Source organism: Propionibacterium sp. oral taxon 192 str. F0372 (genome assembly GCF_000413315.1).
Classification (GTDB): Bacteria; Actinomycetota; Actinomycetes; order Propionibacteriales; family Propionibacteriaceae; genus Brooklawnia.
Genome location: NZ_KE340297.1, coordinates 1 through 14811, shown reverse-complemented (window position 1 = coordinate 14811; position 14811 = coordinate 1). Strand labels below are relative to the sequence as shown.

Sequence of the window (14811 nt, the reverse complement as noted above, 5' to 3'; positions counted from 1 at the left end):
GTCACGGATGCTCCACGGTTAGACTCTGATTGCTATGTGTCCCGAGCCCATCAAGGTGAGGGGCCGATCACGGCAAAGAGGAGCATCGAACAGTGAGCCCATCAGGTGAGGCCCCGGAGAAGGCCGGTTACGACGCCGCAGCGGCCCAAGTGAAGTGGCAGGCATTCTGGGAACGGGATCGGACCTTCGAGGCCCGCAACGATTCACCCAAGCCCCACCGCTATGTCCTCGACATGTTCCCATACCCTTCGGGCGACCTCCACATGGGTCACGCAGAGGCCTATGCGATGGGTGACGTACCAGCCCGCCTATGGCGGATGCAGGGATATGAGGTGATGCACCCGATTGGCTGGGACTCTTTCGGGCTACCTGCGGAGAACGCAGCCATCCGCAACAACACTCACCCCGCCGAGTGGACCTACGCCAACATTGAGACGCAGAAGACTTCCTTCAAACGCTATGGACTGTCCTTGGACTGGACGAGGGAACTGCACACCTCGGATCCGGAATATTACCGCTGGACCCAGTGGCTGTTCTTGCGTTTCTTCGAGCGTGGGCTGGCTTACCGCAAGGATGGCTTTGTCAACTGGTGTCCCGAAGACCAAACGGTGCTGGCCAACGAGCAGGTCGTGAACGGTGAGTGCGAACGATGCCACACCGCGGTCACCAAACGCGAACTGAATCAATGGTATTTCAGGATCACCGATTACGCTCAGCAACTGCTGGATGATATGGACCAGCTTGAAGAGGGCTGGCCCTCCCGAGTGCTTGCTATGCAGCGTAACTGGATTGGTCGCTCTGAGGGTGCCCACGTCGACTTCGTCGTCGACGGTCGCGATGAGCCGATCACCGTGTTCACCACCCGCCCCGATACCCTCTACGGAGCGACCTTCATGGTCGTCGCCCCTGATGCCCCGCTGGCCGACGAATTGGTCAGCGATGAGCAGCGCCCGGCTTTCGAGGCCTACCTTGAGGCGGTCAAGAAGACTACCGAGATCGAGCGGCAGTCGACCACCCACGACAAGACCGGTGTCTTCTTGGGGGCGTACGCTACCAATCCGGTGAACGGGGAGAAAATTCCACTGCTGGCCGCCGACTATGTGCTGTCTGACTACGGCACTGGCGCGATCATGGCGGTTCCCGCTCATGACCAGCGCGACCTTGACTTCGCCCGAGCCCACGACCTGCCGGTCCGGGTGGTCATTGAGACCGGCGAGGCCGATCCCACCGAATCTGGCGTGGCAACCGCGGGCGATGGTGTGTATGTGAACTCCGGTCCGCTGGACGGGCTGGATGACAAGAAATCCGGCATTGCCCGGGTGCTCGAGGTACTCGCTGAACGCGGAACCGGCCGGGCCACCATCACCTATCGGTTGCGTGATTGGTTGCTGAGCCGTCAGCGCTTCTGGGGATGCCCCATCCCGATCATCCACTGCTCGTCCTGCGGCGAGGTCCCGGTACCCGATGACCAACTTCCTGTCGAACTGCCAGATCTGCGTGGGGCCGATCTCGCCCCGAAGGGCACGTCCCCGCTCGCAGGTGAGGCGGCTGCTGGATGGCGTGAGGTGGCCTGCCCGCGCTGTGGCGCGGATGCCGAGCGGGATACCGACACCATGGACACCTTCGTCGACTCCTCCTGGTACTTTTACCGCTACTGTTCCCCAGGCCTCGTCATGGCTCCCTTCGACGGCGCTGACCTCGCCGCGTGGATGCCGGTGGCCCAGTATGTCGGTGGCGTGGAGCACGCCATCTTGCACCTGCTTTATCTCCGCTTTGTCGCCAAGGTTCTGCGGGACATGGGCATGATTGACTTCGACGAGCCGATGAAGCGCCTGCTCAACCAGGGACAGGTGATCAACCAGGGCAAGGCGATGTCGAAATCTCTGGGCAACGGGGTGGACCTCGGCAAGCAGATCGATGAGTTCGGTGTCGATGCGGTGCGGTTGACGGTCGTCTTCGCAGGCCCCCCGGAGGATGACATCGACTGGGCCGATGTCTCGCCGGGTTCCTCCCTGAAATTCCTCCAGCGCGCCCACCGTCTGGCGACCGATGTCACCTCGCCCAAGGATGTGGATCCGGGCACAGGTGACCAGGCTTTGCGCAGGGTCACTCACCGTACCATCAGCGACATAACCGAGCTCATCGGTCTGGGCCGATTCAATGTTGCTGTGGCCAGGGTGATGGAGCTGGTCAATGCCACTCGCAAGGCCATCGATACCGGTTGCGGTCCATCAGACCCGGCCGTTCGTGAGGCGGTGCGGTTCACCGCCCAGGCGCTGAGTCTGGTCGCTCCCTATGTAGCTGAGGAGATGTGGGAGGTACTCGGGGAGGAACCCTCGGTGGCCAATTCGACATGGCCGGTTCCTGATCCGCAGCTGCTGGTCACCGAGTCGGTGACCATGGTTGTGCAGGTCCAGGGCAAGGTACGTGCCAAGATCGAGATCGCTCCCGGGATCACCGAACAGGAAGCGACGGCTGTGGCGCTGGCCGATCCCAACGTGCAGCGGTCGCTGGCTGGTCGTGAGGTGGCCAAGGTGATCTGTCGGCTGCCGAGGATGGTCTCTTTGGTTCCCGCCAACTGAGGACTTTTCCACAACGTGGTGACCTGCTGAACGTTCCGGGGTTCGGGCGACCATCATCTTGGTGTGAAGCCACCGAGCAGCAAACACTCCCCTGGGGAGCAGGAAGCCCGGATCCGCGCCATCATCGGCGATGGTCCGGTTCCGGGGCACCCAAGACGGATCGCTACTGCGCGAGCCGAACCGTCACCGGAACCCGGCCTTGAGGATGACCTGGTCGATGTCCTGGTGACCAGCGAGGACATCGGCGATGCTCTGGAGATGAACAACAATGGGCGAACTGGATCGGTCGCGCGACTTGTCGAGTTCACCCGGGTCCATCTTGGGGTGGTGATCACCCTGTGCGTGGCGTTGCTGTGCTTCGCTGCTTACCGGGTCATGGGGGCCGCTGGTCACCAGGTTCCTGAGGCCGTCGCGAGTGTGGTGACATCGACGGCCAGCCCAGTCGCTACGCCATCGTCGGTGGTCGAATCAATCACGGTGCACGTGATTGGTGCTGTGGCCAGTCCTGGGGTGGTGAGTCTACCCAAGGGTTCCCGGGTCGCCGATGCGATCGCAGCTGCCGGAGGTCTTGGCTCGCAGGCCGATCCAGGAGAGCTCAATCTTGCCGCACAGGTGCCTGACGGCGCCCAGCTGATTATCGGTACTCACGATTCCCCGCGTGGTGAGCTGCGTACTGGGGCTCCGGCTGGGCCGGTCGGGGAATCTGCACAGTCGGCCGGTGGCGGTAAGTTGAATCTCAATATGGCAACTGCCGCAAACTTAGAGGCTCTGCCCGGCGTTGGGCCGGTGATGGCCAAAAAGATCATTGATTGGCGGGAAGCTCACGGCCGGTTCACCTCGGTTGCCCAACTCCAGGAGATCGATGGGGTGGGTGCTAAGACCTACGCCAAACTTGCCGACCTCGTCGAGGTATGAAATGGATACCCGGTTGGCGCCAGTGGCGTTGGTGTCCTGGGGCTGTTGCTGGTTAGTCACTGGTGAACTGCGGTGGCTGATTCCGCTCTTGGTGGTTGTCGTGGTGGCGGCATGGTTGTTCCGGTCCCGGCCCAGGGCCCTGGCTGCATGTAGCGCTGCCGTCATGTGCGGGCTGGCCAGCAGCGGATGGGTACTTGTCCTTACCAGAACGCCGCCTGCGGTTTGGATGGAAGCTGGGGCGCACATCGATGCGACGGTCCGACTGCGCTCGGAGCCGGTCATCCTTGACGCCCATCGTGGAGGTGCACAACTCGTCGCAGTGCAATTGAGCACTGTGCACAGTGCCGACGGAACATGGAGCGGCAACCTGCCAGCGGAGATCCTCGTCGCAGGGGACACCAAGTTGCCTCCTGTCGGCTCTGCAGTGGAGATCAGTGGTATCGGCAGGGCTCCTCGGCCAGCAACTAGATCGGTGGGCTCGATCAAAGTGATCGGAGAGATCACCGCTGTGGGGCAACCTAACGAACTGCACCGGCTGTCCAACGCCCTTCGCCGGGGCCTAGTCGATGCAATGTCCCGATCACCCACCGATCAGGCGGGACTTGTTCCTTCCTTGGTGGTCGGCGACACATCGGGGCTTGGTGAGCGGATCGTCGAGGACTTCCGGCTCACCGGACTCACCCATGTGCTGGCGGTCAGCGGGTCAAATTTTTCGCTGACTCTGTTCTTCGTCGGGTGGCTGGCCCGTGGTTGCGGGGTGCGTGGGTGGTGGCTTCGGATCGTTGCAATGATTGCGACCGTGGTCTTCGTCATCACCTGTCGCGCTGAGCCGAGTGTGCTGCGGGCAGCGGTGATGGGGCTGATTGCCCTCACGGCAACGGGCACGGGGCGCGTCCGAGGAGGATCGCTGAGAGATCTGTGCGTGGCCGTGGTGATCCTGCTCTTCTTGGATCCCTGGCTCTCCCGGTCATGGGGATTTGCTTTGTCGGCGGCTGCCACCGCAGGCATTGTGTGGTGGGGCTCGGGCTGGGCCGAGTCTGCCTCCGAAAGGATGCCGACGTGGATCCGGGAATCGGTGACCGTCACATTGGCCGCGCAGCTTGCCACCCAACCCTTGGTCACTGCGCTGTCCGAGCAAGTGTCGCTGGTTGGAGTCATCGCGAATCTTTTCGTGGGACCCTTTATCGGCCCAGCCACCGTGCTGGGGCTATGTGCTGCGGTGACATCCCTGGTCTGCCCACCACTGGCCGGGCTTATCGGCTGGTGTGCGGGGTGGTGCGTGCAACCTGTTCTGCTCGCCTCGCGGTTGCTGGCGGATGCTCCCGGCGCCAGTTGGCGATGGCCCGCATCCGCGCCGGCTCTCCTGCTGTTGGCCGCTGTTTGCCTACTGCTGGGGCAGTGGGGAATACCGCACATCCTGGGGCGTCGTCGGACGACATTGGTCAGCGTGGCGATTATGCTGGTGGGGGTCGCGGTTCCGCCCCCGCAATACGGGTGGCCCGGCCAGTGGTCCATGGTTGCCTGCGACGTTGGGCAGGGATCTGCTCAAGTGTTCCGGGTTGACGATCACAGTGCGGTGCTCGTCGACACCGGTCCGGACTCGAAGGCCCTCGACCGATGTCTCGACTCGCTGGCAATCGACCTCGTTCCGTTGCTGGTGCTCAGTCATCCCCATGCCGATCACATCGGGGGTGTGGAGGCATTAGCAACCCGGCGGGTGGGCATGGTGATGGTGGGCGACGAAAAGAGCCGATTGATCGTGGAGCGGACCCTGGGTCTTACGCCGACTCCTGCAACGCCGGGCCAGGTCGTTCGCGTCGGTGAGCTTGAGTGGACGACTCTGGCCAGCGGACCGATTCCGGGCACTGTCGGCAAGGACACGGAGGAGAGTGCCGCAGAAAACGATGCCGGAATCGTGGGGGTAGTCGCCAACTGCGGGGTGACGACGCTGGTCACCGGTGATATTGAGATATCGGGGCAGAACAGACTTTTGGAGGAGAGGCGACCGGTGGACGTAGATGTCTACATGGTCCCGCACCACGGTTCAGCCAAGCAGGTTATCGAACTCGTCGAGGCTGCGAGCCCTAAGGTTTCAATCATCCAGGTTGGTGCCGACAACGATTATGGGCATCCCACGAAACGGGCCCTGGAAACCGCTGGCGCCACCGGCGCCCGGGTGCTGCGTACCGACACCGACGGGGCGGTGGCTATTGCCTGCGGACTGACCGGAATCATGACCACCAAATGACCGTGGGCTGCGCCACAGAAGCGCTGCTCACGCAGGTGAGCACTGATGATCAGCAGGTGCCGAAATCAGTCGGCGCGGAACAAGGGCTTCAGATGACGTTCGTAAAGGTTCTCGGTCACATTGCGTTCGATGTCGGCACGGTAGATTTCAAGAGCATCGGTGAAGCGCTCACCCATCCTTGCCGCCATCTTGTATCCGACGTGTAGCAGCTGACGCACGTTGGGGTCGTAAGATGGGTTCGACTGGTCGTGGCGCAAGGTATCGACGTATTTCTTGGAGTCCCATCCGTCGACCTCGTCGGGGGAGGGCAGTGCGGCGAAGTTGATGTCGATGACGTCGGCATACGGAGCAACCAGTTCCTCCCTGTGCTCGTGGGCCATGCGGTAAATATCCTTGGCGATGGCCAGCCCTTCACCGTCGGCCTCGGCGAGACCGATGAGTTCCTCCAGCCACGAGGTGCCCGCTGTCTTCAGATGCAGGCCCGCGCCGAGTTCCCGGACGATACGACCCATGCCAGGGTAGAGGGAGAATTTATCCGAACCGGTGTGCACCGAGATCTTGAGGTTCTCGTGTAGCCCGAACTCGGTGATCGCGTGACCAATCACCGCAACATCGGTGCGGAACTCCTCCAGGAAGGCATCCACATCCCCCACGTAGTCAACGCCCTTGTTGAACCTGCCACGGAATTTCACCGCGACGGTGTCGGCCGGAATCCCCAGATGCTTGATCTCGGCCAGCACGATGAACAGATCATCGGGACCCTGGGTCTCGGGGGATTCGTCCATCGCCACCTCGACATGGCCGAGGACAGCACCGCTGGCCTTTACATGCTCGTAGATGCGGCCGGCCTCCTCCACCGCAAACAGGTACTTGGTGATGAAGCGATCCAGTACCTCCGGGGTGATGTCAATGGACTGGTTCGATCCTTCGGGAGTGAAGCTGCCTAGTAGCTGCTGGGAACGCTCCCGGAATGCCGCAGCAGATTCCGGAGTCGCCGAGCGTCCGATGCAGTTGGTGACATCAATGGTGTAGAAGTTACTGTGCCCGATGAACCAGTCGACGTTGTCCATCCCGACGTGGTCAGCATCGATGTAATAGGGGCGGGAATACCCAGTGCGGGCGATGGCGGCCTCGGCGGCTGCGCGCTGGTCTGCGGGAGTGGTACCAACGGTTACGTGCTCACGGTTGGACTTGTTCCAGACAATGTCCACTTCGACACCGTCTGCCTGGATTTTCTCGAATGCCGCGACTTGAGCTGCTCCCTCGGTACCGAAACGGTCACCAGCACCCATGGAAAACCGTGCGATGGTCATTGAATCCTCCTGTTGTGGCTCTCGGCTCCACCCTAGGATCGGCTGATGGTTGCCAGCTGGTTGCCGAGCATCGTTGCCACGGTTTCAACCACTGGAATGAACAGAGCCACCGATGGTGGATGGCACAATGTTCATGTGGTTGGTGAATCCGTCTTCGGCACCTCGTTGCTAGTGCTGGGCTCCGAATCACTGCTGTCGGATCGAGTAGTCGCAGGCAGGGTTGCAGCTGCGCGTGCAGAGCAACCGGAGTCGGAGTTCAACGATGTCAACGCGACCGACCTGGTGGACGGCAGGCTCTCGGACATCATCGGGGGCAGTCTGTTCGCTCCCCATGCCATCGTCGTCGTGCGGGAACTGGCAAGTATTCCCACGGAGGTCGTCCCGCAGTTGACCGCCGCCGCCGTAGCCCCCCACCCCGAACTATGCCTAGTCCTGGTGCATGGCGGTGGATCCAGGGGAAGGGGTGTTCTGGACGCGTTGCGGAAAGCCAAAGTATCCATTGAGAAGGCTGATCCGGTGAAGCCCTGGGAACTTCCGCGGTTCTTGGCCAGGGAGGCCCGACGTGCGCGGATCCGGATCGATGAGGAGGCCATTACCGGGCTGATTGAGGCGGTGGGCAATGACCTGCGGGCCCTCGTGGCAGGCCTAGAGCAGTTGGGATCGGATCACGAGGGTGGAACGATCACCGTCGAGGTTGTCCGTAAGTTCTTCGCTGGTAGGGCCGAGGTGACCAGCTTCGCGGTGACCGATGATGTGATGGCTGGCCGGGTCGGGGAGGGGCTGGAGAAGCTGCGTTGGGCATTGGACACGGGCTGTTCCCCGGTCATGGTCACAAGCTCACTGGCTTCCTCTCTTAGATCGCTGGGGAAGTACCTTGATCTGCACAATTCCGCCATGCCCGATGGTGACATCGCACGTCAAGTGGGCGTTCCGCCGTGGAAGCTGAAGGACTTCCGGAAATATGTGCGCTCCTGGCGCCCGGATGCGGTGGCTGAGGCGATCCTGGCGGTTGCCCATGCAGACCAGCAGGTCAAAGGCGGCGCAGCAAATGCCCACTTCGCGTTGGAACAGATGATGCTGTCTGTGGAGAGGGCCAGAAGTGGGAAACGCTGAGACGACTCGTTGAATCGACGGCTGCGCTCCGGCGGGCATCGCCGGGTGTCACTCCGCCATAGGTCGCGTCAGGATGACCGGTGCCAACTGCATTCCTACAGCTGACCGCACATGGGTCGCCAAACAAGGTGGCGAGCAGAAATCTCTCGGGCACGTCAAAGCGCCTCGATCACCCAGTTGGATCGAGGCGCTTCGAGGTTTGCCTGGTGTATCTCCCGGTTCAGAGCGCGGCAGCGCGAATCGAGATAGCGGACTTGCGGTTCGCAGCTTGGTTGCGGTGGATGACGCCTTTGGAAGCGGCCTTGTCGAGGGCGCGGTTGGCGATGCGCGCGTACTCTTGGGCTTTCTCCACGTCACCGGCGGCAGCGGCCTCACGGAACTTACGGATGTGAGTGCGCAGCTCGGACTTGACTGCCTTGTTCCTAGCGGTCGCCTTGGCGTTGGTCAGGATGCGCTTCTTCTGCGACTTGATGTTAGCCACTTTTACAGCCTCTTCTACTTCGTTGGCACTGGGTTCGTGTGATCAGGGAACCTGCACACACGCGACGGGACACGTTACCACAGGGGGAGTGGGGCTACCAATCGCGCGATAGGCATCACAGACCCTCGCTTGGCCTGGGTTGGGCAATTCCTCGTGGGTCTTGTCATCCGGTTCAAACCTTGTGGCAGCCAAGCAGTGTGCCGGGCTGGTTTCGTGAGGTGCTAGATACCCAGGTTGCGAAAGGTCGCAACCTGATCGCGGGGTGGGCCTCGCAACGACGGGCCGATGGGTTCCCGGCTACAAGACGCTGCTTCCGATCACACTGGTAGCGGCATCCCTCCCTGTGACCGGGTGAGATTTCAGTCGCAGGCGTTCAACAGTCACGACGACACAGGTGAGTCTTCTGGGAAGAACATGACCGCCGCTCATCCCAGCCCTGGGCACTCAATGCCACAGTCGCGGTAAGTAAGCGCTGGGATTCCGGCAACTGGGCTGTCACGCGCAGTCTGCATGCGTCACTACTGAGTTCTGCGAATCGTTGGATGATGACCGGCCAGGACGACGTAGTCACTTGCGCATCGCTCCCTCAAATCTTGGGCCTCATAGGCCGCGTGGTCTCCGATGAGATGCCGTGCCGCATGATCTTGCGCGCATCGGGCAGCCAAATTCGCCCTCTCACTAGGCATTTTGAGTTCTGGCAAGGGTGCTTCGCGAGCCGATTTGACTCCTTAGTGGAGTGCGACTACATTTCATCGAGCTGCCTGAAGCGGGGTCACCCGATGACAGCAGCACCGAACTTGTCAAGTTGCGGAGTTGATCAAGGTCTGCTACGCTCGCTTGGCAACTCGAATCAAGATTGGCTCGGAAGCTCCCGATTTGAAACCGGGAAAAGAAGTTGCTAGTGTTGGTTTGGTCGCTGGTTCTGGGGTCTTTTGTGGTTCTGGGGTTGGTGGGTGTGAATTTTGAGAACTCAACAGTGTGCTTTACAGTCATTTTTTTGGCCTTGTCGGAGGAAGGTTTTTCTTCTTTCGTTTGGGTTTCTTTGAGTGATTGATTGTCCAGTTTTCGGATTGGATTGGTCAGTGATTCGGTTCTCTGTTTTTTCGATGGAGAGTTTGATCCTGGCTCAGGACGAACGCTGGCGGCGTGCTTAACACATGCAAGTCGAACGGTAAGGCCCTTTCGGGGGTACACGAGTGGCGAACGGGTGAGTAACGCGTGAGTAACCTGCCCCTGACTTTGGGATAACGGATGGAAACGTTTGCTAATACCGGATATTCAGCTCTTGAGGCATCTTTTGGGTTGGAAAGTTTTTTCGGTTGGGGATGGGCTCGCGTCCTATCAGCTTGTTGGTGGGGTAGTGGCCTACCAAGGCGTCGACGGGTAGCCGGCCTGAGAGGGCGACCGGCCACATTGGGACTGAGATACGGCCCAGACTCCTGCGGGAGGCAGCAGTGGGGAATATTGCACAATGGACGGAAGTCTGATGCAGCAACGCCGCGTGCGGGATGACGGCCTTCGGGTTGTAAACCGCTTTCAGCCATGACGAAGCGTGAGTGACGGTAGTGGTAGAAGAAGCACCGGCTAACTACGTGCCAGCAGCCGCGGTGATACGTAGGGTGCGAGCGTTGTCCGGATTTATTGGGCGTAAAGAGCTTGTAGGCGGTTGATTGCGTCGAAAGTGCAAACTCAGGGCTTAACTCTGAGCCTGCTTTCGATACGGGTTGACTTGAGGGATGTAGGGGAGAATGGAATTCCCGGTGGAGCGGTGGAATGCGCAGATATCGGGAGGAACACCAGTGGCGAAGGCGGTTCTCTGGACATTTCCTGACGCTGAGAAGCGAAAGCGTGGGGAGCAAACAGGCTTAGATACCCTGGTAGTCCACGCTGTAAACGGTGGGTACTAGGTGTGGGTCACATTCCACGTGGTCTGTGCCGTAGCTAACGCATTAAGTACCCCGCCTGGGGAGTACGGCCGCAAGGCTAAAACTCAAAGGAATTGACGGGGCCCCGCACAAGCGGCGGAGCATGCGGATTAATTCGATGCAACGCGAAGAACCTTACCTGGGTTTGACATATGCCGGAAGCATGCAGAGATGTGTGTGCCTTTTTGGTCGGTTTACAGGTGGTGCATGGCTGTCGTCAGCTCGTGTCGTGAGATGTTGGGTTAAGTCCCGCAACGAGCGCAACCCTCGTCCAATGTTGCCAGCGCGTTATGGTGGGGACTCATTGGAGACCGCCGGGGTCAACTCGGAGGAAGGTGGGGATGACGTCAAGTCATCATGCCCCTTATGTCCAGGGCTTCACGCATGCTACAATGGCCGGTACAAAGAGTTGCGAGCCTGTGAGGGTGAGCGAATCTCATAAAGCCGGTCTCAGTTCGGATTGGGGTCTGCAACTCGACCCCATGAAGTCGGAGTCGCTAGTAATCGCAGATCAGCAACGCTGCGGTGAATACGTTCCCGGGGCTTGTACACACCGCCCGTCAAGTCATGAAAGTCGGTAACACCCGAAGCCGGTGGCCTAACCTTTGTGGGGGGAGCCGTCGAAGGTGGGACTGGTAATTAGGACTAAGTCGTAACAAGGTAGCCGTACCGGAAGGTGCGGCTGGATCACCTCCTTTCTAAGGACCATTGACTGCTGCGTGTTGTGGTGGTTTTGTGGTGTTTGTTTTGTGGAAGGCTGTGGGGCGCACTGTTGGGTTTTGAGGGTTCAGGCCGTGTGGTTTGGGTTCTTGTGGCCTTGATTTTCTGGGATGGTTGTGTCCTGGGGGGTTTTGGTTGTGGGTATGTTGAGAATTGTACAGTGGACGCGAGCATCTTTGTAGGCGACAAGCTACTAAGTGCGATCGGTGGATGCCTTGGCACCAAGAGCCGATGAAGGACGTTGTAACCTGCGATAAGCCCTGGGGAGTTGGTAAACGAGCTGTGATCCGGGGATGTCCGAATAGGGAAACCTTGAAGTTACCGGAGTTATGTCCGGCGACCTCTACCTGAATGTATAGGGTAGTTGGAGGGAACGTGGGGAAGTGAAACATCTCAGTACCCATAGGAAGAGAAAACAATAGTGATTCCGTGAGTAGTGGCGAGCGAAAGCGGATGAGGCCAAACCGTGTGTGTGTGATAACTGGCAGGTGTTGCATGTGCGGGGTTGTGGGAGCATCGTGGTCGGGCTGTTGACTGGCCGGCGAGTGGAAATGTGTGGTGAAGTTGAAGTATCTGGGAAGGTACGGCGTAGAGGGTGAGACCCCTGTAGACGTAAGCTGCGCACTCGTTGTGTGTTTTCCCAAGTAATGCGGAACTCCTGGAATTTCGCATGAATCTGGCGGGACCACCCGCTAAGCCTAAATACTACTTGGTGACCGATAGCGGATAAGTACCGTGAGGGAATGGTGAAAAGTACCCCGGGAGGGGAGTGAAATAGTACCTGAAACCGGTCGCATACAATCCGTCGGAGCCTTTTTGTGGGGTGACGGCGTGCCTTTTGAAGAATGAGCCTGCGAGTTAGTGGTGTGTGGCGAGGTTAACCCGTGTGGGGTAGCCGTAGCGAAAGCGAGTCCGAAGAGGGCGGTTGAGTCGCATGCTCTAGACCCGAAGCGGTGTGATCTATCCATGGCCAGGGTGAAGCGACGGTAAGACGTCGTGGAGGCCCGAACCGACCAGGGTTGAAAACCTGGCGGATGAGTTGTGGATAGGGGTGAAAGGCCAATCAAACACCGTGATAGCTGGTTCTCCCCGAAATGCATTTAGGTGCAGCGTTGCGTGTTTCTTGCCGGAGGTAGAGCACTGGATGGTCTAGGGGGCCTACAAGCTTACCGAAATCAGCCAAACTCCGAATGCCGGTAAGTGAGAGCGTGGCAGTGAGACTGCGGGCGATAAGGTTCGTAGTCGAGAGGGAAACAGCCCAGATCATCAGCTAAGGCCCCTAAGTGGTGACTAAGTGGAAAAGGATGTGGAGTTGCGGTGACAACCAGGAGGTTGGCTTGGAAGCAGCCATCCTTGAAAGAGTGCGTAATAGCTCACTGGTCAAGTGATTCTGCGCCGACAATTTAGCGGGGCTTAAGTTATCCGCCGAAGCTGTGGCATTCAATGTTTTGTTGGATGGGTAGGGGAGCGTCGAGTGTGTGGTGAAGCAGCTGGGTGACTGGTTGTGGAGTGCATTCGAGTGAGAATGCAGGCATGAGTAGCGAATGATGGGTGAGAAACCCGTCCGCCGAATATCCAAGGGTTCCAGGGTCAAGTTAATCTGCCCTGGGTAAGTCGGGACCTAAGGCGAGGCCGACAGGCGTAGTCGATGGACAACGGGTTGATATTCCCGTACCGGCGAAACGACGTCCGTGTTGAATCAGATGATGCTAAGCATGTGAGTTGGTTTCCTTTCCTTTCGGGGTTTGGTTTCTGGTGAGTGTGTGAACCGATTTTGTAGTAGGCAAGCTGCGGAGGGACGCATGAAGGTAGCTGTACCCGGTGATGGTTTCCGGGGGTAAGCGTGTGGCGTGTTGGGTAGGTAAATCCGCCTGGCGTGTGCGTGAAGCGTGATGCATAGACATGTTGTGTTGAATTCAGTGATCCTATGGTGCCAAGAAAAGCTTCGTGAGCGAGTTGTGAGCCGCCCGTACCCTAAACCGACACAGGTGGATGAGTAGAGAATACTGAGGCGATCGAGAGAATCGTGGTGAAGGAACTCGGCAAAATACCCCCGTAACTTCGGGATAAGGGGGACCTGAGGGGTGAAGAGCCTTGAGGGTCGCAGAGACCACGCCCAAGCGACTGTTTACCAAAAACACAGGTCCGTGCGAAGTTGTAAGACGATGTATACGGACTGACTCCTGCCCGGTGCTGGAAGGTTAAGGGGAACTGTTAGCTTTTGCGAAGCAGTGAACTTAAGCCCCAGTAAACGGCGGTGGTAACTATAACCATCCTAAGGTAGCGAAATTCCTTGTCGGGTAAGTTCCGACCTGCACGAATGGAGTAACGATTTGGGCACTGTCTCCACCACGGACTCGGTGAAATTGCATTACGAGTAAAGATGCTCGTTACGCGCAGTAGGACGGAAAGACCCCGGGACCTTTACTATAGTTTGGTATTGGTGATCGGGACGATTTGTGTAGGATAGGTGGGAGACTGTGAAGCAGTCACGCTAGTGGTTGTGGAGTCGTCGTTGAAATACCACTCTGGTCGTTCTGGTTATCTAACTTGGGTCCATTATCTGGATCAGGGACAGTGCCTGATGGGTAGTTTGACTGGGGCGGTCGCCTCCTAAAAGGTAACGGAGGCGCCCAAAGGTTCCCTCAGCCTGGTTGGTAATCAGGTGTTGAGTGTAAATGCACAAGGGAGCTTGACTGTGAGACAGACATGTCGAGCAGGGACGAAAGTCGGGATTAGTGATCTTCTGGTGGCGTGTGGAAGCGCCAGAACTCAACGGATAAAAGGTACCCCGGGGATAACAGGCTGATCTTGCCCGAGCGCTCATAGCGACGGCATGGTTTGGCACCTCGATGTCGGCTCGTCGCATCCTGGGGCTGGAGTCGGTCCCAAGGGTTGGGCTGTTCGCCCATTAAAGCGGCACGCGAGCTGGGTTCAGAACGTCGTGAGACAGTTCGGTCCCTATCCACTGCGCGCGTAGGAATCTTGAGAAGGGCTGTCCTTAGTACGAGAGGACCGGGACGGACTAACCTCTGGTGTGCCAGTTGTTCTGCCAAGAGCACGGCTGGTTGGCTACGTTGGGAAGTGATAACCGCTGAAAGCATCTAAGTGGGAAGCACGCTTCAAGATGAGGGTTCCCTCACGTTGTGTGGTAAGGCCCCCGGTAGACCACCGGGTTGATAGGTCGGATGTGGAAGTGCAGTAATGTATGGAGCTGACCGATACTAATAGGCCGAGGGCTTGTCCTACAAAGATGTTACGCGTTCACTGTATGATTTTGAGGGTATCTGTGGTGATATTCTGAAGAGTGTTTCGGTGGCCATAGCGAGAGGGAAACACCCAGTTCCATTCCGAACCTGGTAGTTAAGCCTTTCAGCGCCGATTGTACTGCAGGGGGGACTCTGTGGGAGACTAGGACGCTGCCGGACTTTTAAGCAGTGTTCCTCTACACACGTGTGTAGAGGAACACTGCTTATTTTCTTTTGTGTATATCACCACACCCCAACCCAACACC

The 14811-nt window shown here is 58.8% G+C and carries 6 protein-coding genes and 3 rRNA genes; 7 read left to right on the top strand and 2 right to left on the bottom strand.

Annotation, left to right across the window (positions count from 1 at the left end; all coding sequences use genetic code 11):
- Positions 1–92 precede the first annotated feature (92 nt).
- From leuS to HMPREF1531_RS00035, 3 genes are all read left to right on the top strand, one after another.
- Entirely contained in the window at positions 93–2582 is a 2490-nt protein-coding gene (leuS, locus tag HMPREF1531_RS00045) for a leucine--tRNA ligase (RefSeq protein WP_016667833.1), read from the top strand.
- Positions 2583–2645: 63 nt separating this feature from the next.
- Positions 2646–3497, top strand: a complete 852-nt coding sequence (locus HMPREF1531_RS00040; RefSeq protein ID WP_016667832.1) for a ComEA family DNA-binding protein — start codon at positions 2646–2648, stop codon at positions 3495–3497.
- Position 3498: 1 nt separating this feature from the next.
- Positions 3499–5745, top strand: coding sequence for a ComEC/Rec2 family competence protein (locus HMPREF1531_RS00035; RefSeq protein ID WP_051123296.1), 2247 nt, complete (start codon positions 3499–3501; stop codon positions 5743–5745).
- Between the two features lie 65 nt (positions 5746–5810).
- On the opposite strand, the gene HMPREF1531_RS00030 is transcribed toward HMPREF1531_RS00035, so the two are convergent.
- The gene (locus tag HMPREF1531_RS00030) at positions 5811–7058 is read right to left on the bottom strand and encodes a tagaturonate epimerase family protein (protein WP_016667830.1); all 1248 of its coding nucleotides are present in this window, start codon (positions 7056–7058) and stop codon (positions 5811–5813) included.
- A 45-nt stretch (positions 7059–7103) separates the two neighbouring features.
- Between HMPREF1531_RS00030 and holA the strand changes: the two genes are divergently transcribed.
- Positions 7104–8171: a DNA polymerase III subunit delta gene (holA, locus tag HMPREF1531_RS00025; RefSeq protein WP_016667829.1), complete on the top strand. Its 1068-nt coding sequence runs from the start codon at positions 7104–7106 to the stop codon at positions 8169–8171.
- Positions 8172–8391: 220 nt separating this feature from the next.
- Here the strand turns inward: holA and rpsT are convergent, their stop codons facing one another.
- Positions 8392–8652 (bottom strand): 30S ribosomal protein S20, encoded by a 261-nt coding sequence (gene rpsT, locus HMPREF1531_RS00020; protein ID WP_016667828.1) that lies wholly within the window; start codon positions 8650–8652, stop codon positions 8392–8394.
- A 1103-nt stretch (positions 8653–9755) separates the two neighbouring features.
- On the opposite strand from rpsT, the gene HMPREF1531_RS00015 reads away from it, so the two are divergent.
- From HMPREF1531_RS00015 to rrf, 3 genes are all read left to right on the top strand, one after another.
- Positions 9756–11275: ribosomal RNA gene (locus HMPREF1531_RS00015) — 16S ribosomal RNA — on the top strand.
- Positions 11276–11480: 205 nt separating this feature from the next.
- Positions 11481–14545: ribosomal RNA gene (locus HMPREF1531_RS00010) — 23S ribosomal RNA — on the top strand.
- Between the two features lie 63 nt (positions 14546–14608).
- Positions 14609–14725 (top strand): 5S ribosomal RNA (rrf, locus tag HMPREF1531_RS00005).
- The 16S, 23S and 5S rRNA genes sit together here, the layout of an rRNA operon.
- Positions 14726–14811 lie beyond the last annotated feature (86 nt).

What these genes read in the sequence shown, in the direction of transcription:
- HMPREF1531_RS00035 (WP_051123296.1), top strand. Translation starts at nt 3,499, where the DNA reads ATGGATACCCGGTTGGCGCCAGTGGCGTTGGTGTCCTGGGGCTGTTGC.
- HMPREF1531_RS00030 (WP_016667830.1), bottom strand. Translation starts at nt 7,058, where the DNA reads ATGACCATCGCACGGTTTTCCATGGGTGCTGGTGACCGTTTCGGTACC.
- holA (WP_016667829.1), top strand. Translation starts at nt 7,104, where the DNA reads ATGGTTGCCAGCTGGTTGCCGAGCATCGTTGCCACGGTTTCAACCACT.